Annotated in this window: 17 protein-coding genes; 1 reads left to right on the forward strand and 16 read right to left on the reverse strand. The window is 41.7% G+C overall.

The features are described from left to right. Positions 1-126: 126 nt before the first annotated feature. From IGI50_RS19040 to IGI50_RS19065, 6 genes are all read right to left on the reverse strand, one after another. A complete protein-coding gene (locus IGI50_RS19040) occupies positions 127-1,560 on the reverse strand; it encodes a glycoside hydrolase family 1 protein (protein WP_438778136.1) in 1,434 nt (477 codons plus the stop codon). Between the two features lie 10 nt (positions 1,561-1,570). Then, the gene (locus IGI50_RS19045) at positions 1,571-3,433 is read right to left on the reverse strand and encodes a PTS beta-glucoside transporter subunit IIBCA (RefSeq protein ID WP_438778137.1); all 1,863 of its coding nucleotides are present in this window, start codon (positions 3,431-3,433) and stop codon (positions 1,571-1,573) included. Then, positions 3,430-4,275: a PRD domain-containing protein gene (locus IGI50_RS19050; RefSeq protein WP_438778439.1), complete on the reverse strand. Its 846-nt coding sequence runs from the start codon at positions 4,273-4,275 to the stop codon at positions 3,430-3,432. The genes IGI50_RS19045 and IGI50_RS19050 overlap by 4 nt, the downstream gene beginning before the upstream one ends. A gap of 394 nt (positions 4,276-4,669) precedes the next feature. Continuing rightward, positions 4,670-4,849, reverse strand: coding sequence for a hypothetical protein (locus IGI50_RS19055; RefSeq protein ID WP_438778138.1), 180 nt, complete (start codon positions 4,847-4,849; stop codon positions 4,670-4,672). A 196-nt stretch (positions 4,850-5,045) separates the two neighbouring features. Beyond that, complete coding sequence (locus tag IGI50_RS19060; RefSeq protein ID WP_438778139.1) at positions 5,046-7,670, reverse strand: family 78 glycoside hydrolase catalytic domain; 2,625 nt, start codon at positions 7,668-7,670, stop codon at positions 5,046-5,048. After that, positions 7,667-8,968, reverse strand: coding sequence for a PTS sugar transporter subunit IIC (locus IGI50_RS19065; protein ID WP_060789547.1), 1,302 nt, complete (start codon positions 8,966-8,968; stop codon positions 7,667-7,669). Before IGI50_RS19065 ends, IGI50_RS19060 begins: the two co-directional genes overlap by 4 nt. A gap of 342 nt (positions 8,969-9,310) precedes the next feature. On the opposite strand from IGI50_RS19065, the gene IGI50_RS19070 reads away from it, so the two are divergent. Beyond that, the gene (locus tag IGI50_RS19070; protein ID WP_438778140.1) at positions 9,311-10,351 is read left to right on the forward strand and encodes an AraC family transcriptional regulator; all 1,041 of its coding nucleotides are present in this window, start codon (positions 9,311-9,313) and stop codon (positions 10,349-10,351) included. A 112-nt stretch (positions 10,352-10,463) separates the two neighbouring features. Here IGI50_RS19070 and pcp read toward each other — a convergent pair whose 3' ends face one another. The 10 genes from pcp to IGI50_RS19120 form a co-directional block, all read right to left on the reverse strand. Further along, positions 10,464-11,108, reverse strand: coding sequence for a pyroglutamyl-peptidase I (gene pcp, locus IGI50_RS19075; RefSeq protein ID WP_438778141.1), 645 nt, complete (start codon positions 11,106-11,108; stop codon positions 10,464-10,466). Between the two features lie 26 nt (positions 11,109-11,134). Next, on the reverse strand, positions 11,135-12,079 hold the full coding sequence (locus IGI50_RS19080; RefSeq protein ID WP_438778142.1) for a DUF979 domain-containing protein: 945 nt from the start codon (positions 12,077-12,079) through the stop codon (positions 11,135-11,137). A gap of 12 nt (positions 12,080-12,091) precedes the next feature. Next, positions 12,092-12,772, reverse strand: a complete 681-nt coding sequence (locus tag IGI50_RS19085; protein ID WP_060789425.1) for a DUF969 domain-containing protein — start codon at positions 12,770-12,772, stop codon at positions 12,092-12,094. Between the two features lie 14 nt (positions 12,773-12,786). Then, complete coding sequence (locus IGI50_RS19090) at positions 12,787-16,026, reverse strand: M14 family metallopeptidase (RefSeq protein WP_438778143.1); 3,240 nt, start codon at positions 16,024-16,026, stop codon at positions 12,787-12,789. A gap of 14 nt (positions 16,027-16,040) precedes the next feature. Further along, on the reverse strand, positions 16,041-16,817 hold the full coding sequence (gene proB, locus IGI50_RS19095; RefSeq protein WP_070510051.1) for a glutamate 5-kinase: 777 nt from the start codon (positions 16,815-16,817) through the stop codon (positions 16,041-16,043). A 451-nt stretch (positions 16,818-17,268) separates the two neighbouring features. Beyond that, entirely contained in the window at positions 17,269-17,550 is a 282-nt protein-coding gene (locus IGI50_RS19100; RefSeq protein ID WP_016178630.1) for a BMC domain-containing protein, read from the reverse strand. 18 nt (positions 17,551-17,568) lie between these two features. Then, the gene (gene pduL, locus IGI50_RS19105) at positions 17,569-18,204 is read right to left on the reverse strand and encodes a phosphate propanoyltransferase (protein ID WP_438778144.1); all 636 of its coding nucleotides are present in this window, start codon (positions 18,202-18,204) and stop codon (positions 17,569-17,571) included. Positions 18,205-18,240: 36 nt separating this feature from the next. Continuing rightward, positions 18,241-19,785: an acetaldehyde dehydrogenase (acetylating) gene (locus IGI50_RS19110; protein WP_438778145.1), complete on the reverse strand. Its 1,545-nt coding sequence runs from the start codon at positions 19,783-19,785 to the stop codon at positions 18,241-18,243. Positions 19,786-19,856: 71 nt separating this feature from the next. Further along, on the reverse strand, positions 19,857-20,513 hold the full coding sequence (locus IGI50_RS19115; protein ID WP_438778146.1) for a BMC domain-containing protein: 657 nt from the start codon (positions 20,511-20,513) through the stop codon (positions 19,857-19,859). 43 nt (positions 20,514-20,556) lie between these two features. Beyond that, positions 20,557-21,162: a cupin domain-containing protein gene (locus IGI50_RS19120; RefSeq protein WP_438778147.1), complete on the reverse strand. Its 606-nt coding sequence runs from the start codon at positions 21,160-21,162 to the stop codon at positions 20,557-20,559.

Raw genomic sequence — 21,162 nt, forward strand, 5'->3', positions numbered from 1 at the left:
AAGAAAAAAAAAGCCTCGGACCATTTAACTTACTTAAACCTGTCCGAGGCTGTGATACCTACATGATTCTTCCCCTCAAAAACAGCTGAGGAATCTCCCCAGCTGTCCTAATAATTATTAAATTGTCTATTCCACCAAATTCTCAGCATTATCCTTAATCGTTTCTTTGTACCATTCAAAGGAATCTTTGCGTGAACGTGCTAAGGTACCTTCTCCTTCATCATCCAGATCAACATGGATAAAGCCATAGCGCTTGCTCATCTGACCAGTCGTTGCACTTACTAGATCGATCGGTCCCCACATTAAATAGCCGATGCAATCTACCTGGTCGATTTCAATGGCTTTTTTGATTTCTAGAATATGATCCTTTAGATACTCTATGCGATACTCATCATGAATTTGCCCGCCTTCTTCGACTAAATCTACTGCTCCAAGACCATTTTCCGTGATCATGATTGGCAAGCCATATTTGCGATACGTATAATTTAGTAAATAACGAATACCGATGGGATCAATGGACCAGCCCCACTTGCTGACCTTTAAAAATGGATTTTGCAGACCGCCAAAAAGGGCACTCGCACCATCTTCGGCTCCTTCATATTCCGCAACCGAGGAAGCATAGTAATTCATCCCGATAAAATCCAGTTTTCCATTTTTAAAGGCTTGTTGATCTGCCTCGCTGATCTCAAGCTCAATGCCGATGGCTTGATATTCCTTCATTTTATACTTCGGAAATTCCCCATTGCACATCGCGTCAATTTGGTAAAAATCTCGATCCATTTGTTGAAAAGCATTCAAAACATTTTGCGGGTTGCAGTCCACAGGATAGACCGGCTCAATGCCAAAGACACATCCAACTTTGTTTTGCGGATCAATTTGCCGTGCTAGATTCACAGCTAAGCAACTAGCTAAGGTCATATGATAGCCAATTTGTGCCAACGTATCTTTTTTATTTTCAATCTCAGAATACTTGAGTCCCGCAATAATATAAGTAAAAATATCACTCGCTTCCGTCTGCGGATCAATATGATTCATCTCATTAAACGTTACCCAATACGTCACTTTTCCCTTCAAGCTACGGAACATCGTTTCACAAAATTTCAGGTAGAAATCAATTACTTGGCGATTTGTCCAAGAACCGTATTCAGTGACTAAATGGATCGGCATTTCAAAATGATAGAGCGTCACGATTGGTTCGATATTATGTTTGAGAAGTTCATCAACGACATCATTATAGAAATCCAACCCCGCCTGATTCGGAACTTCCTCATCCCCTTTTGGAAAAATTCTCGACCAATCAATCGAAATTCGCAGAGCCTTAAATCCCATTTCAGCAAATAAAGCGATGTCTTCCTTATAACGATGATAAAAATCAATTCCCTGATGAGAGGGGTAACGGCAGTCTTCTTTGAATGCCTCATGAATTTCTCTTGGTTGTCCATAAGCCCCTACCGTCACCAAGTCCATAATACCCGTTCCCTTATTTCCTTCGTTCACTGCACCTTCACATTGATGGGCGGCGATGCTGCCGCCCCATAAAAAATTCGTATCTATCTTCATCCTTTATCCTCTATTCAAAAATAATATTCATTGAGAGATCACTATCACAGACAGGCTTATTTGTTTCTGGAATCACATCCAGGTAATCATTGGTATTAGTCACAACTACGATCGTTGTCGGATCATAGCCCGCCTGCTTGATCGCTTCAAAATCAACAGTCCCTAATTTTTGCCCTGCATGGACTTTATCTCCGGCTTTTATCGAAAGTTCAAAGCCTTCACCATCCAGTTCAACCGTATCAATACCTATGTGGATCAAGATTTCTGCGTTGTTCTCCCCTTTGATCCCAATCGCATGCTTGGTCGAAAATACTACAGTTACCTCTCCATCGATTGGCGAATAAATCGCATTGTCCTCAGGGATGATTCCGACACCTTTTCCTAAAGCACCTGTTGAGAAGGCCTTGTCCGCAATCTCTGATAATTGAACCAATTGGCCTTTAACCACACTCTTTAATGGAATGGAGCGGACACTGATCTTTGTTCCTTCTTCAACCGCTTTTTCAGAAGAAAGTTCTTGCGTCTCCTCGTCATTTTCAGCCGGCACACCTAACATGTAAGAAGCAATCGCTGCACCTAAGAAGCTGATCGCAACGGCTGCCACCATGAACCATAAATTCGCAAAGTCTCCTTGACCGATATATGAAGGTAGGCCAAACAATCCCCAAGCCATCGAATAGGCCTTAACTCCCGTAATGCCGGCAAATAATCCGCCTAATCCGCCGCCGATCATAACGGCTACGAATGGACGACGATATTTTACAAATACCCCGTAAATCGCTGGCTCAGTGATCCCTAAGATTGCCGAAAGAGTCACCGTACCAAATAATTGTTTTTGTTTGTTGTTCTTCGTACGTAAAAAGTACCCAAGCATCGCACCGCCTACCGCGATATCAGAAATCGTACAAGCCGTAATAAAGGCTGGATCATACCCATTCGCCGCAATCAGTGAAGCCACTACTGGCATGATAAAATTCCCTGCCCCTAACATAATCAGAAACGGCTGCAATGCTGAGTACAGCATCAATACGAACCAGCTGCCGACAGTATTTAGCAACCAATTGAATACACCGATAATGCCTTCCCCTAAATAAAAACCTAACGGACCAAAAACTAATAACGTTGCCGGCAGCATCACGATCATTACCAATAAAGGGGTTAAAAACAGCTGCAATGAATCAGGAACAATTTTCTTCACGTATTTCGTCACATAGCCCATGATCCAAACGGCTAATAAAATTGGAACAAAGCTGTTAGAATAAGTGATTTCAGGCAATCCGATCCCGAACATGTTCAAACCAGATACGCCGTTAATCGAATCCGATAAAATGGTTACCGCTAAAGCAACCGCTAAATAAGGATTCGCCCCCAGCCGCTTCGCACAGCTCATTGCCATAAAGATCGGCAAGAAGTAAAATACCGCGTTGCGTAATGTATCAAAGATCATATACGTCGAGCTTTCCGGTGAGATAAGCCCGGTTAGTGAAACAATCGAAAGAACCGCCGCTAACAGCCCTGCACAGATAATGGGTTCTAAAATCGGGGTCATTGATTCAGAAACAACATCTAAAGCTGCTTTAACAAAATTCTTTTTTTCTTTTTTGCCTGTTCCTTGGGCTTCAGAGTCTAGCCCAAGCATACTGATCAATTCCTTATGAACGTCATTCACGTGTGTACCTACAATAATTTGATAAGCGACTGGATTACTGACGACATCAATGACCCCATCCATTTCTTTGATCGCCTCTGTTTGCGCTTTTGATCGATCCTTCAAGGTAAATCTCAGTCTGGTCATACAATGAACAACCGCTTCGATATTGTCTTTTCCACCCACTAAATCAATAATTTCTTGATTGAATTCTTGGTATTTCATTCTTTTTCTTCCTTTCTCTCAGTCACACGATTAATGTGAATCATCAAATAGGTATATTCGTCCTTCGACAGATATTGATTGAATCTGCCCTTCACATAAATATCAATTTTTTCCGTTGCCTTAAAGGCTTCTGGGTAAAGCAGTCTTACTTGTTCGAACAGCCCGACACTGTCTTCACTGTAAACCTCCTGCTTTCTTAACCGCTCGATAAAATACTGCAAATGTGTTACTAACCGCATATAATTCATCGAGGTTTCATCTAATGAAATATTGAAATGGTACTTAATAATGTTCAAGATATCTCTCAATATTTCCATGCTTTCCAACGTTTCATCCAATAGTGATTGACTTTCCTGAATATTGACAAAATGTAAGGCGATAGACACAGCTTCCTCATCTGGAAACTCATAGTGGAAGGTTTTACGCATCAACTTAACCGCATACAACCCGATATCATAGAACTTGGGATAAAATTTCTGGACCTCCCAGGTCAATGGACTGCGAATAAACTGATCCTTTTCTCCCCGCTTTATCGCAAAAGTAAGATGATCAAGCAGCGCTAAATACAGATAATCATTGGCTTTTTGTTCTGCAACAAACTCGCCGTAAGCGACAATATCATTCAACAAATGAATCATTTTCTCATCTGAATGAGTCAGCAAATAGCTGAAATGCTCTAATCGATCCTTAGAATCTAAGACATACGTTTTTTCAATTTCGGAATCCGTTATTCGTTGGCCAACGCTTTTTTTAAAGGAGATTCCCGGTGAATAAACGATTGATTCATGACCGCCCTTATCAATGATTGCGATATTGTTATTTAAAATTTTTACTACTTTCATCATTTACTCCTTTCCAGAAAAAAAACTCAGATTACAGACTAAACAAACTGAAAAGATTTCAGTATATTTAGTGCATAATCTGAGTTCTGCCTGCATTACCAGTCACATAACTCTAAGAACAGCTACCTTGCTATTCCTAGCTCTTTTTCTTTCTTACAAGCTTATAATAACTGCCGAAAGTTTTGTTGTCAACGCTTTCTTTAGTTTTTTCTAGAATAAGCTCTAGTTATTATTTAGGCAGGAGAGAATATAAATAGCCTCTTTTACAGGATCAATGCATCATGAAAGTCCTTTTTATACAAAGAGAAACTGTAACTTTATACTTAAAAACCACTCTTTTTATTATCTGAGATCAAAACTCTCTGATAAGAAAAGAATGGTTTTTTTGCATCTATTAAATCACTTGCTGGCGTCTTTTTTCTAACTCAGCAAGAATGTGATCTTCCTGTTTTTCAAATCTTACATAAAGCAGCATTATTACGGCTCCAATGATGCTCGTCATCAACAACATATAATTCTGACAATGACCATCTTTCGAAATGTTTAAATCAAATGTACGATTCTTTTGTCTCAAATACTCCGCCTCCTTTTTTCAGAACCTAGTCTACCACCCATAAGAAAGCGCTTCTATTTTCGATTTCAATCAAAAGTTAAGAGATTTCACTTTTTTGTAATGAGATTTCGTGCATTCCATTCTAAGAGATAAACTATTACAGACCAAAAAAACACCAAACATCCTCTTCTGAATGCTTGGTGTTCCTCTCTTCAACCTATCCCTTCGTCAATCTCACAAATAGTTCGAGACTTTCCCCCAGATCTCGACAGCGTTCTTCTACTTGCCAATCTGAAGTCAGAAGATTCAATGTATAGGGTTGGTTTTTTGGTAAATTTATTTTCCCTTTTATCTCTTCTTCTGTTTGAGTCCATTGAAGCTGGATTTTACCGAAGGGGGTTTGGATACTGCCAGATATAGTCTCGAGCGAAAAAGCTGTTTGCGGAGTGATGAATATTTGTCCATTTATTCCTTCTGGAAAGCTGATTCCTAGAATCTGCCTGACCATCCACGCGGAGTAGGAAGAAAACATCGCATGGTTTAATGAACCGTTGTACGTTGCCGCTCCTTCTTGAAGAGGAAAATGTTCGGATAAGGTTCCAGTTTCAGCTAGCATCGCTTGATAGCTTGGTGCTTCCGACCTAGTGAGCCAATCAAATAGAATCATCTGATGCTCCTCGATAGCAAGCAGTTCATATATCCAAGCCATCCCAAAAATTCCTAAAGATATGACACCATCGTTGGCAGCTATCTTCTCGATTAACTGCTGGATCAATTCCTCTCGAGATTCTCCTTGAACCAAATTCGCTTTTAAGGCGAAAACTGCACTCGATTGTGTTCCTTCTCCAAAAGAGCCATCTGCATGAGCATATTCAGAGAAAATGGATTGGTTTACTTCCACAATTTTTTTAGAAAGAAGACCGGCTGATTCATATTCGGCTAACTCTTTCATCAGCTGCTGATACTCTTGCAGAATAATGCTGTAGCTGCAAGCAGAGCAAAATTCCTGGTCTGGCGAAGTAATAACAGCGCCATTGGTTTTCTCATCAATTGATCCCCAGTCGCCTAAGCTGCAGGCTTTGATATAGTCAAAGTCAAAGCTAAGAAGATAGTCGATATGCTTCTTGAAACTAGCAGTACATTGTTGAACAAAGTGCATTTCATCATAAAACTGTAACAAACTGTTGGCAATCGTCGGCAGCACCAGCTGCCAATCAATCGCACCGGCTTTATTACTTGGTCCATTCGTCATAATACCTACAAATGGTGCTGTCGCTGGAATGCCGCCATCGATGGTTTGATCGTTGATGAAATCGATCATCACCTTTTTCAGCAAAGCTACGCCATTAATTGAATACTGATGGGACGACATCAAGGCGACAATATCTCCGCCATAACCAAATCGTTCTCTCGTGCAGTCTTCAAAATAAGAATGGATATTATTTAATCGTGTTTGCAGACCACTCCGCCATAATTGATTCAACAGCGGTAGCGATGTTTCAAATTCAGTGATCACTTCAACATTCGTATGCACTCTATAAGCGCAGAGTTCTTCAATCACCGCTTCAAAAGGAACGGCTTCGCTAAAAATAAACTCTACATAACGAAAAGAATGATAAGAGTATTGATTAGAAAATTGAAAAGTCGCTTTTTTAGTTTTCTCGAGGGTATCACTTTGAATAATCCGTTGATTCGCTGTAATCCCCAATTCAGGATCGGTAATACCATAAACGCCGCTAATCGTGCTTGAGAAATCCAGTGCTTTTTTATCATACATTCTCTCAGAGTAATTGAGAATAATTTTTCCAAGATAGTTCTTTGAAACAGTCAACGATATTTGACCAGATAGAATCTCTCCAAAGTCTACAATTACTTTATTTCCTATAGTAGTTATTTTCTTTGGTGAGCTTTTTTCGACTCGTTGTATTTTTGGAATACTTCCAGGTATCAGCGTTCCTGCAGGCCCGAGAATTTTTACTGTTTTGGCTTTCTTTTCACCGCATTGATCTGTAACTTTTTCTCCGACAAAAACATTATTCATTAGAATATTCCCTTCGGCGCTCTTCCATGTGGTATCCGTCAAGACCTGCTGATGATTGCCTTCAAAATCTTTTACCTCGATACTAGCTATTAAACAAGGTTTCCCAATCGATAGCTGTTTTCGTACATTGTATTTCCCTAAAATATTGATTGGAGCCGGATTATACCAACCGTTGCCCAACTCAACCGAAATACAATTCTCCCCTACTGTCAAATACTTCGTGATTTCGTAAGTATCATAATAGACAACCTTATTATAGTTGGTCACATCATTGATTAAATAGTCTTTTCCAACACGTTTGCCATTAATAAACAAGGTATAGTAGCCTAATCCGCAAAGATCAATCCACGCCTGTTTCACTGATGTATCAAGCTTCAGTTGTTTCGATAAAACAATTGTAGGATTGTCTCTAAAATACGTGGCTTCTTTCAAAATCGGATTATCTAATCGGGTGATCCACTCTGCTTCTTGGATTCTTTTGCTCGCTGTTGTAAATTGACTAGTCAGTTTTTTCTGCTCTTTAGTTGTAGAAAACAAAGTGAGCTGAACAAAATATGTTTGCCGTACCTGCTCTAAATGACTTAGGTCAACGTTCACTTTCATTGCCGTCGCTTGCTTTTCTTCTTTAAAAATCTGTTGTCCCTGCTCGTCAGTTATTCGTAGTGTATATCCAGCTTGGTCAAAAGCCACTGTACGCCAGTCAATTGACAGCGGGGAATCTAATAAAACTGTGTAAGGTTCAGCTATACCATTAATCAAAATACTGATAACTGTCCCCTCCTTCCCTTCTCCGATGATCAAGCCAAATCCGTCGCCTTTTCCGCTTCATAGATTTGCTTGTCAGCTGCTTTAACAAATGGCAGCCAGAGGAACGTAACCACCACTAACAGCACAATCTGCAGGATCGATCCTCTGATACTTCCAGTAACAAAATAACCGCTAAAGATAATCGGTGTCGTCCAAGGCAGTTGGGCTAAGCCTGTCGGTACTGGAACTAAGCCTGTCGCAAAGGCAATGTAGGAGACAACTGTCGAAATGGTGTTTCCTAATAGGAAAGGAATGATATAACTGAAATTCAGCATCAACGGAATCCCAAACAAGGTGGGTTCTCCAATATTAAACAGATAAGGAACAAAAGCGATCTTCCCCACTTCTCGATATTGACGACTTTTTGCCACAATCAAGATTGCGATAATCGCTCCAACTAAACCAATTGATGCAAAGTGATTTCTAAAGCTCATGCTGATAATATTTTCAGGAAGCTCCCCTGCTAAGGAAGCAACTTTGTTTTGATCCTCTAGCACCTGATGAATAGGGTCCATAACCGCTGCGATGATTGAAGAACCATGTAACCCAAAGAACCATAAAAATTGTTCAAAGATTTTTACCACAACAATACCGCCTAAAGAACCTCCAAGTAAGGTCAAGGGCACCCCTAAAACAGTATTGATCAGGCTTAGTGCATCATTTTTCAAACCAATCTCTAAGATCATTCGCAAAATAAAGAACACCAGTACAACAATAAATGATGGAATCACTGACTCAAAAGGTCCAGCCACTGCTGGCGGGACAGACGCAGGCATTTTAATCTTTATATCCTTATCTGCAATCAATTTGTACAGTTTTACACTGATGATGCTAACAACAATGGCAAGAAACATAGATTGTGCGCCAATACGTGAGATGTCCAGCATTGGACCACTTTCAGTTTCAGTTAAAGGGGTCAATAATAGAAATGAAACTAACGCCGTTAAAATATTTTGGGTATTGTTCACATTCAGTTTTTCTGCTAATGATTTGGATAAAGAAATTACAACAATAAGTCCGCCTATAGCAAGCGTGGCATTGTTTACATACAGCAATTTATTTTGCCAAACACTGGCATCCGCTGTTCCCAGCAGCTTTGTAATAAAATTCGTAACCGCGTCGATTGGAAAAAAAGCAATAATCAAAAAGATCGAAGCCACAAAGGTGAAAGGCATATACGCGAGCATTGCATCTCGAATCGCTTGGATATAGAGATTTCCATTTACTTTGGCCGAAAATGGCCCCAACTTTTCTTGTATCTTGTCCCCTAAAGGCATTTTTTCACTATTCATCTTGTCACAGCTCCTTCTATATTCTGTAGTGACTATCAATGATGTCCGGATCATCTTTTATGATATCGCTATCATAATCATCATAAAGGATGATTCGCTTCAAGATAATATCTAATTTTGACAAGAGCATTGACCGATTTTTACTTCTTCTCTTTTATCCGAGTAGAACTTCCTCGTTCAACTCTAATGAAATAAAATTAAGAGATAGATTGATTTAATAGTCTTAATCAATACTCTCAAATGATTAGCTGAAATTATAATTTTATTGACACCGCTATCATTTTCAGTCTACCATAGGAATGAGATCAGTGGATATTGACTATTTTTACAGGAGGGAAGCGCATGGACAAAAATGAAATTCGCAAACGATTGACTGCCTACACCGATACTGAATTAGCACTGCTTAAGCCTTCCGAGTCCAAAGACGTCCATTCATTAGATGATGAGAATTTTTCCTTTGTTCTCACGGAGGCGGGACAAAAAGTCTATCTATATACCTACAAAAAGCATCTAGAAAGCGCCTTGAAAAAAGATTTTGCCTATAAAAATTTTTTAGAAAGCAGCCAAGTAATTATTCTGAAGCACGCCCGACATTCCTATACCCCTTTCCACATGCATGATTTCATTGAAATGAGCTATGTCTATTCAGGCAATGTAGAGATGATTATCAACGAGGAAAAGGTTCAGTTGAATAAAGGAGCCTTTTGCCTATTAGATACCGAAGTCATTCACCGGATCATGGAAACCTCAGAAGAAGATATCTTGATTAATTTACTGATGAAAAAAGAATACTTCTCTTCTCGAATGCTTAGCCGTCTCGCCTCCAACAGTACGATCGCTCAATTTGCTGTTGATGCTCTTTCTGAGACGCAAAAACACGATCAATTCATCGTGTTCGAAGCGCTGAACAATGAATTTCTACTCGATGCAATGGAAGGTCTGCTCTCTCATTATTTCGATCCTAGTACAGATTCACACGAAATTATTGACGCCTATATGATCATCATTTTTTCAGAATTGTTGCGTTCCTTTCAAAAAAAACAGGCGCAAGAATCCAGAAATGCCAACGAATTTTATATCGGAGACATTTTGGATTATATGGAGAAGAACTATATGAACTGTTCGTTAAAGGAAGTTGCCGAACACTTTGGCTATAACCCCAGCTATCTGAGTCGGATGATCCATAGACAGGTAGGCAAGTCTTTCATTTCAATTATTCAAGAGATTAAATTGAATCATGCTAGTCTGCTGCTGAGAAACTCGACTCTCCCCGTAGAACAAATTATTCAACAGGTAGGCTATAAAAATTTGAGCTTTTTCTATAAGATCTTTTATGAAAAGTTTGCCCTCTCTCCGAATGACTATCGACAATCAATAAGTTAATAATTATTAGCAAATACACCTCTCACTTCCTTTTCTATAATGACTTGATATAAGTCATAAAAAAAACTGCAAACAGCTTCCGTAAAACGGAAATTGTTTGCAGTTTTTTTACTTACATAATCGTTCCCATCGCCACATTTTGATCCTCGTCTATAGTTACAGCGGCAGCGATTGCTGCTTCCAGACCCTTAGCAATAGTTTCTACCGGCATGCTTGGTGTGCCGACTGGCAGGTCTATCACTTGTTCGGGTAAATACGGAACGTGGATGAAGCCGCCTTTGATATTCTTGTTTTCTTTATCCGCTAAGTATAGTAAACGGTACATAATATCGTTGCAGACAAAGGTTCCAGCTGTGTAGGACACGCTTGATGGGATGCCAGCTTTTTTCACATTGCTGACCATCGCTTTGACTGGAATAGTCGCAAAGTAGGCTGTTTCGCCATCTTCGTGAATGACTTGATTCAATGGCTGCTGCTCCTCGTTATCGGGGATGCGGGCTTCCATTAAATTGATAGCGACTTTTTCAATCGAAATATCTGAGCGCCCGCCTGCTTGTCCGACACAGATCACGATGTCAGGATTTTGCTCTTGGATGGCTTTTGCTAAGACTTCCCCATCCTTTTTGAAGACGGTTGGGATTTCTAATTTATGAATGTTAGCACCTTCGATGGTGTCTGGCAATAATTTTACTGCTTCATAGGCGGGGTTGATTGCTGCTCCGCCAAATGGATCAAAACCGGTAATTAATACGTTCATTATTCTCACCTTTCTTTATACAAAACTTATTTGAAAACAATCATGTAGCCAATTTGGAAAACTAAGAAGACTACGGCCAATAGTGCTTGATTCTTGATTACACCAAAGCGGTCTTTCATTTCCAGCATAGCAACGGGAACGATGTTGAAGTTTGCGGCCATTGGTGTACATAAAGTTCCGCAATATCCGCAGGTTAATGCCACCATCCCAATCAGGGTAGGATCAGCGCCATAGGCTAAAACAAATGGTGCACCAATTCCGACAGTCATAACGGTGATCGCCGCAAAGGCATTCCCCATAATCATAGTAAACAACATCATACCGATAGCAAAAACGATGATCCCTAAGTTGACATTTCCTTTAGGAATAACTTTTGCGACAAGCTCTGAAATGACTTCCCCAACTCCGGCAGCGGTAAAGATCGCTCCTAAGCTTGCTAACAGCATCGGCAGCATACTTAATGGCCCCACTGTTGACAGCATCCGTTCCGCATCATCTAAAAACACAATCGGTTTGTTTGAGTTTGAGTAAACCATCAATATAACAATCGCGACTAAAACACCGACACCCACACCGACTAACGCGCCTAATTGAGTGAATACCGCGAAAATGATCGCGAAAATTCCCATCGCTAAGGCTGGAATGAAGATTTTCATCCCGATCTTGTCCGCCATTTTCTTCGTAACAGCTTCTGTTGGGGCACTTTCTTTTCCTTTGTTTACCTTTTTAAAGATTGGCGGCAGGGTCATAAGAATGACTAAGACACCATTGATCATTGGCGGAATCCAACGACCAAACATCATAACGATTCCTAAGGCACACCAAAAGATCGCTGTTCCAATCGGGGTTGCGTTGGCTTTGTCACGGGCGTTTTTGATCCCGGTATAGATAGCGACAGCACCCATAATAAGATAAATAATTTCAAGTAATTTTTCAGATAATAAAACGTCTTGACTTAGAAAAAATGACATGTATGTTCCTCCCTATTTCTTACTGCCGTAGTATTTTTTGTATAATTTGCGGTCTTTTAAGAAGTAATAAACAATCGCCACGATGACGGCAAATAACGCAACGGGAATTTCAACCTTGGCTAGATCAAGCAGGCTGGTTTCGTAACCTAAATCCTTCAATGTCGCTTGCACCAATAACGCTCCCGGTCCGCCGACGAACAATACTTGGAAGAAGAACCATGCGATATTTTCCATTCCTGAAGACATGCCCTTCAGCTCTTCCACATAGTCCTCTTCTGGTTCCTTGCCTTTAGCTTCGATCGAACCGATCACCATCGGCATGATAATCGGACGTACAAATCCAGCTACCCCACCAAAGCTGATGTTAAAGGCCGCAAAGATGGAACGCATAATTCCGTAGGCACCGATAACCGCACCAGCTGACGCATTCTTGATTTTACTGATTAATTTCGCTGCAGATTCCTTCAAGCCATTTCGTTCCAAGGTTCCTGTTACAAGCATGATTAGAATGAAAATTGCCATTGAACGGTTTGAAACAAAGCTTGTTCCCAGGGTCGTTAGTAACCCTTCTACACCTAACCCGCCGGTGAGCGCTGTAACGACGGCAGCTACTAAAATAATCAAAATTGAATCCAATTTTAGCGCAAAGCCGACAATTACGATTAAGATACCTATTAATTTAACTAATTCCATATAAAAATTCCTCCTTAAGTTGTTGCAATAATCGGTCGAAGCCGAGTATGACTAATAACAATTTCTTCTGTCGTTAAAACAGTCGAAGTTTGATAAAGCATGGTGGCCGCCAGTAATAAATCAATGATGGCTAAGTCATGCACCACGTGGGCTTGGGCACATAAGGTTAAGTAATCTCCCTGTGCAGTCTCATCCGCAACTTCACTGGTATAGGCGACTGAAGTCAGCCAAGGGAAGCGAATAGACGGATAGCGATGCTGCGGATCAGCCGCAAAACCGATCCAGTAATTGATCATTTCCTTGTAATATTCAGCTGGAAAGAGCTTCGGCAGCCATTTATGGGCATAGGTCTCAAATTGTGCCGCCCATTCTTCATTCCAATGTTTCATCTCAGGAACCGCACCAATCGCTTCTGCGATCGCGTCTTCAATTTTTTTGTTCAATACAATATTTGAACGATATTCTTCATTCGTAGGCACCCAGAAATAGCCGTATAATAAGGAACGCGGCAGCCAAAAGCCCTTATAAGAAGGCGATGTATAGCCCGAAAATGGCTGCTCCCACTCGTGAGTAGGCACCCCATGATTATCAACCATGACATCTGGAACAAACCGTTCGTAAAGTCTTGTCATCCCCATTGCCTCTGGATAGTTGGTATCGAGATTGAAGTATTCATAATAAAATTCTTTCCCCACACCATTGAAACGAGCAACATGCAGCTTCCATTCAGGATTATCCTTCTGCAATTCATAATGAATCGCCGCCCCGTCCACATTTTCTAAGGGAACAAGAACCAAATTCAACCGATCAGCAATCCCGTGATACTTCGAATCAGTCAATAATTCCTTCAATAGTAGGAAAGCGCCGTTGGTTCCTGAAACTTCGTTGGCGTGATGCCGCGCGTTAATGATTTCTGAGGGATAGTTGGTCAGCCGTTTGGTTCTGGAGACGTATCCTGTTTGCGCTGCCTGCGATACGAATTCAATCGCATAAATTTCTCGTCCTAAATAGGAGTTCGCGATTTTATAGACCTCAAGCTGCGGCACACGCTTCAGCTGTTGAATGATTTCTAAGTATTCTTCATAACCGATCACTTGATCGGGGTAGAGATTGATTTGATCAATCGTCAAATCTTGGGAAATCTTAGTCGTTTTCGGCGTTTGCTTCACCAAAAAGTGCTTATCCGCCACCTGAAAAATAAGCTGATCGTATAAATCAAATTCAAATTCTTTTGCGACAAGATCTTTTCCTAGCAAGCTTGCATATGCCTCTACCACTTCAGGCGCTACACCCTCGATCTGGATCGTCGCGATCAATTTTCCCTGCTGATACGTGATGGAATGAAGCGTACACTGGACTTCTTTGCGCTCCTTAGGATGAGGCAACACATGATCGCCCGCCAAAATTTGCGGTTCTTTTTTTACATGATCAAAAATCGTTGCTTCAAATTGCGGCTTGCCGATCTCCTGACGGATCACAGGTAAAATCAGCCCCGGCTCTTCAAACATTGCACCGCAAGCTTCTAATCCATAGTTTTTAAAATAATCCGCACCAGCAAAGTAAATATCCTCATGTAGGGCATCCAAACTTGACAATAGGTCTTTACGGCTTGCTAATTGCTCATTCGGCTCACTAGCAGAAATAGCTAATTTCAACTGCGCGAAAAAAGGCTGCTGTTCTATAGTCAATTGATCTTTTCCATGTTCTTCGACCCACGCACGAGTAGTCGGCAGCACTTCCTCTTGATACAGCGTCCAAATTTTTTCGACATCTGTTGCGAATTGCTTAGATAAACAGCACTCTCCGTTAATTGTCACTTGAATTCGACCCGTCGGCGGATGAACCTTACCCATTCCAGGATAAGCGGATAAATAGGTTCTTTCCGAATAGCTGGCCTGATAGGTCCAACGCTCAATGCCAGTCTCCGTTTCCGCTAATACTTCATAGGTCAGCTCTCCTGTACCGGAATACGTCGCAAACTCGATCTGATCAGCCGACAAATCCAGTGCAGTCATGAGATTGTCTTGAATCGGATACAGCTCTTGCAAATAGCGAATCGGCAAGTCGTTCCATTTCTCAGGATCATGGCCATCCACAGTATTATAGGTGGGCGTCGCACCCGCTTCATCCGTCCAGTCGGTGATCCCTTCAGGTAAAAAAGGCTTGAAATTGATCGTAACTTTTTCAATTTTCTGACTTTTCAGTGTAGGTAAAATAATTTCGTCTATCCACGAATAGCCTTGCTTATGAGCGCAAATCAACTCAACGGTTCCGGTTACCTGACGCGCCTGCAATTCTGCTTCAATTTGGTCTTTTAGCTCTGCTCGTACTTGCCGGTCTTCGCTTAAAACTCCTTGAATCTCAATCTGATCTCCTGGCTGTAACTTCGAGTAAACAGCAGTCAATTCGGTTAGAAACACATCCACTTCCCAGTCTAAATCAAAGGATTTCTGCCAGCTTTTCACCATCGAGCGATGATTCACAAAGTTTATTTCAGGCAATGCTGCCTCAATTTCTGCTTGCCGCTGCGTGATTTCAGGAGAAACGTAGGCAGTGACCTTCTGATCTGAGAGACTCGACGCATAGGCCAATTGCCCATCCAGATTTTTCAGCAAAAAGCCGTCTACCAGCTTTTGCAGATAACTGGTCCAGGTTTCAAAGCTTGAAAGCTTTGGGAACTGCTCACAGATAATTGCTGAGATTTCTTCTAGCTCCTTGCCGCGACCTTCGATGATCACCAACTCGTCTTGCTGCCGAATTTGAGAACTTTCCGCTTCACGAAAAAGAATGGCGGGACCGCCTTGATAATTTTCAACAAGGAGCCAATCACTAATCGCTGTTGTTTCCATCCCTAAACGAAAGGCTAGATTACTGGCGGCTGTCACGAAAGATGCATCACATTTTTCTGGTAGAATCATTTTGACCGTCAGCTCATCCGGCAATAAGTCATTATTTTGATCCTTTATAAAAGGCCCAATGCTGAAAAGCTTCTCTAAGCCTGTTTCCTCACGCCAGTCAAAAATCATCATTTTGTCGGTGTACTCATTCACCGCTTGATAATTCTCTGGCACTTGCACACCTTCTCCATCGACTTTTTGCTTCGCTGCCAACTCCTGCAATGATGGCGCGGCTTCGCCTACTTCTGTGCTGGCAATTGGAAAGGTTGTCTGTTCACAGTAAAATCCAGAAAGTAAGGCCACTTGAATCGCTTCTCGTTGTTTACTAAAGGATTGTCCACCTTGTACCTTTAACATCGCTTTTCCTCCCGTCATTTCTTAAATAGTGTGCCAACCTCGCGTCCTGCTAAAATATCGAACAATACCTGAGGGCTCTTTCCATTGGCTAGTACCATGGAAATATTGGCGGTTAATGCACCGGTCGCAGTCTTCAACTTACTGCGAATGCCTCCACGGCTCAATTCTCCTAAATGAGGATCAGATTCTTCCAGTAAGCGTTGATCAATCTCACTTAAATGCTGAATCATCGTCGCTTCTTCATTCAACAAAGGATTCTCAGAATAAAGGCCGTTTACGTCCGTCAGCATCACTAATAGATCCGCCTGCACCGCCTCAGCTACTAATAAGGACAACTCATCATTGTCTTCAAACTTCATTTGGTGCCCTTCCCCATCTATCGTTACCGCATCATTTTCGTTAATAATCGGAATTATTTGATGGGCCAGAAGTTCCTGCAGTGTTTGAATAAACGCCTGACGACTATTTGGCTGCTCTAGAACCTCTCGACTTAGTAGAAGCTGACCGATTTTTTGCTGGTGCTCCTTAAATGCATCCTCATACAAACCCGTTAAAATTCCTTGGCCGACCGCTGCTGCCGCATATTTCGATACGTCACCTAATTGCGTAATGCCCACACCAACAGCACCAGATGAAACTAAAATCAGACGCTTCCCACTGGTGGTCAATTCCGATAACACGCTAGCCAGCTTAAATATCGCTGACTCACTCACACCGTTTTCTGGTGAGACCAATAAGCTGGTCCCCACCTTTATTACAATAATATCCGCTTCTTTGATTTCTTCTCTCATCTAAAACACCTTAACTATAAAAAACAGACTACACATCTTAACAAAACTACAATCGTCTATTACACTTTTATTATTTTTGGCTAATCATATCACAAATCGAACCGCATGAAAATATTTTATTTTTCTAACCTTTTCTTCCTTTCAAAAATAATCTCTTTGTGTTAAAGGATTTTATTGATCAATCATAGGATAAAAAAATGATTTTACCAACAAAACAGTTATCTTAACCAAACTAACTATTATCTTATTATAATAAAGATTTATTTTAAAAGAACGTATGTAATCATTTAAAATAATCATTTCACACAAAGCTGTGTTCATTTTATTTTCCTACACGTTCAGAATTACCTCAGATTTTTTTTATCCTGAACAAAAAAACTGTACATACCTTTGATTCCCACGTTGGAAGAGAATCTAAGAGTATGTACAGCTATTTCTCAACAGCGAACTTCTAAGCGTTGGTTGATGGTAAAATTGTTTCTACCTCTGAATGAGGGCGTGGAATAACGTGAACAGATAGTAATTCACCTACACGCTGCGCCGCTGCTGCACCAGCATCCGTTGCCGCCTTCACTGCACCGACATCTCCACGTACCAAGACGGTCACGATTCCGCCGCCGACACGTTCTTTCCCGACTAAGGTCACATTCGCCGCTTTCACCATTGCGTCTGCTGCTTCAATTGATCCGATTAATCCTTTTGTTTCGATCATTCCTAATGCATCTGATTTCATTTTTGTATTCCTCCTAAATTATTTTCTAATTTTTATTGATGTTCCTGGCATAACACCAAGAGCATTGGCTTCTTCGGTATCAATATGACACTCCAAGCCTGAATTCGCAGTCGCGCGAATTACTACATTGTTTAATCTTCCGCCGCGTTCTCCTTCAAAATCGATAGAGACGACTTGACCGTCAGTCACACCAAATTGCTCAGCTTGTTCTGGTAACATATGGATGTGACGTTTGGCAATAATTACTCCCTGCTGAATTTCATAGGAACCGTTTGGCCCAATCAGGGTGATTCCAGGAGTATTGGCTAAATCACCTGACAACCGCAGGGCTCCCATTACTCCTAATTTAAAGGTATCGCTTTGCAAGATTTCTACTTGTGTCGCTGATCTGACTGGCCCTAAGACACGCACCTTCTCGATTACACCTTTGGGGCCAGCAAGCGTGACACATTCCTTGCAGGCGTATTGGCCAGGCTGAGACAAGTCCTTTAGCTTAGTTAATTGATACTGATTGCCGAATAATTTATCGACTGCCGCTTGACTTAAATGAATATGGCGGTTCGAAATCCCAACAGGAATCGTATCGTCTTTCGGTTTGTCTTCAGGATTTAAATGCGCCATGATGGCATTTAGAATCACTTCATAATCTTCCATTTGTACTCCTTTATTTCTTTATTTGCCTCAGAAAGCTTAGGCATTCATGGTGGTTAAGACTTTTCGAACAACCTCCGCTAACTCAGATAATTCAGCAGCAGAGAAATTGAGTTCTTCTGAATCCCCGCCTTTTGGCTCGCTAGTAGCTGTTTGAGTGGTCAAACATGCATCGATGGGATCTTCCAGTTCTGGATGTGTGAAGCTGTTGTCTTCAGTGACTAAAGTCGTAACATCCTTTAAGCCATAGGCCACCTTCTTAATATTTAATAGATGCTTCGGACTAACGTTTTCAGAAACAGAGCTTCCACCAAAGGTTCCACAGCCAAGAGTGAAGGAGATTGGCAAACCGGTGCTGATTCCTGTACCACCTTGACTCCCGCCAGTGTTGACTAAGATTCGAGAAGCCGGTTTTGCGGCAAATTTCAACACAATATCCCGATCATTCGTATGAATACTCATCGTATGCCCGATGCCGTTTTGTAATAAATTAATACTCAGTTGGCAAGCTTCTTCCCAATCCTTCACGGTGTAGAAAGCTAGAACGGTGGTTAATTTCTCAAAGGACAATGGATTTCCAGCACCCACACCATTTTGTCGACCAACCAAAACTGTGGTCGTATGAGGAACAGTAAAACCAGCCGCTTCTGCGATCACTTGCGGTGTTCGACCGACAAATTTAGCGTTCATCGCATGACTCCCGCCTTTGAAGAGTAAGCCGCAAACCTTCTTAGTCTCTTCCTCTGACATAAAGTAGGCTCCTTGAGCTTTCAGCTCAGCGATTACTTCTGCCTCATTGCTCTCTTCACAAATGATTGATTGTTCTGAAGCGCAGATCGTTCCATTGTCAAAGGTCTTGCTGGCAATAATTTGACTGATCGCTCTCTTCACATCCGCGGTTTTCTCGATATAGGCAGGAGAATTCCCCGCACCCACACCAATCGCTGGTTTTCCAGAGCTATAGGCCGCTTTCACCATTCCAGGACCACCTGTTGCGATAATTAATTTCACCTCAGCTGCATGCATCAGCTCATTGGTAGAGGCCATGGTTGGTGTCGTTACACAGCTAATAATTCCTTTCGGTGCGCCTGCCGCTTCTGCTGCTCGGCTCATCATATCCGCCGCTTTTTTTGTACATTCAGCTGCAGCCGGATGCGGTGCGAAGACGATCGCGTTTCTCGATTTCAGTGCGACCATCGCTTTGAAAATCACAGTTGATGTTGGATTGGTGGAAGGAATAATCCCTAATACTAATCCGACAGGCTCCGCCACATCGAAGGTGCCCTTCGTGGTGTCCTCGTGAATGATCCCAACAGTTTTCTCATCTTTAATTTCTTCATATAGCAAAGCTCCCGCCGCATGATTCTTATAAGCTTTATCCGCGACCTTTCCAAACCCTGTTTCATCCACCGCTGCTTTTGCTAAGCAAACTGAAAATTTTTCTGCGGCATCCTTCATGTTCTTCAAAATGTCATCTACTTGTGCTTGAGTAAATGTCGCGAATTTTTGAGCTGCCGCCTGTCCTGCGCGGGCCAAATCTCGTGCTTCTTGGACGGAGCATAAATCTTTGTCAAATGTCGTCATTTTCTTTTACTCCTTTAGCGCTTAAATTGCTGACTGCCTCTGCAATCAGTGTTTTTTTCAAATTGATCGATCTACTTCTTAGTGAAGTGCTGCATCAATGCCGCAATAAGCTGCTCTTTATTGGCTTTATGGACATCATTCTTATTAATAGAGAAGTTTTGCTGCTTCTTCGCTAGCTTTCGCAGCTCTAAAACCTTCATAGCAGACAATTCGTTTTCAATTTCTGCTGTTTTGCCGGCTTTTCCTAGTTCTGAGTACGAGACTTCTGTCATTTCTTGGCTAGGAGAAGTAGGTGTCGTATCATTTTCTGTTTCCTTTGACTCTTCCTGAAGTGTCTCAGCTTCTGACTTTTCGTTAGCTGCTTGGCTCTCTGCCTTGACAGCCCCTTCTTCTTTTTGTGAGTTGAGATCATCCGCTGGATTTTCAACTTCAGCTTTTGTTTCGATTTCCACTTCGGCGGCAGCTTCAAACAATCGTAAACTCTCATCTGGTCGAGGGATCACGTGTGTCGTCGCCAATAATGATTCTCCAAGCTTTGTCACAGCGGAGGCTGCAGCGTCCACGGCTGTTTTTACCGCGGCTACATCCCCCTGCACCATAATGGTCACTAAACCTCCGCCTACAACTTCTTTTTGAGTCAACGTTACTTCAGCCGTTTTCAGCATGACATCACTGGCTTCGACAGCTGCCAGTAACCCTTTTGTTTCAACTAATCCTAATGCTTTCATACTCTTGCTCCTTTAATGTCAGTCACGGCTCGTTGGAAGGATTTCACAACAAATCCGGCCAATTTGCTGGATACGTCGCGTAAAACAGTTTCACCTTGTTTGGTGAACACCAAGTAACCTTACTGTCTTTTGGCACAAAGACGACGTCTCCCGGATTGGCTGTAAATGTTTGACCCTCGATCGTAATCTCCAAAGTGCCGCTGATCACATAATCGATCTCCTCATAGGTTAGCTCCCAGTCAAAGGAGGAATGATCGATTTCAAGAAAGCCGGCGCTGATCTGTGCTTCTTCCTTACTAATCAACTCTTGATAGCAGACCTTGGCATTGGGATCACCTGTGTCGAAGAGCGCCATTTTGACACTTTCACCCTTTACGACTTTCAAGCCGCTGTCGTGCTGTTCACATTGGAATGAAGCCGTTTCCCCTGCCAAAATCATCTTTAATAGTTGGATTAACGTGTTCTTATCGAGCTCATTAGGAATAGCCGCTTCTGTTAACGTCGTTTCACAGCTTTCCTTGATGGGCAGTTGAAAGGCTTCAATCAAATCTTGTGCCGCTGGTGTGATGATCGTATTTCCATCAACGCATAAAGCTATTCCGTCTGCCTGCGCCTGTTCAACATCCTCGACACAAATCAATTTTTTCAT

Source organism: Enterococcus sp. DIV0170 (genome assembly GCF_051710765.1).
Taxonomy (GTDB): domain Bacteria; phylum Bacillota; class Bacilli; order Lactobacillales; family Enterococcaceae; genus Enterococcus_A; species Enterococcus_A raffinosus.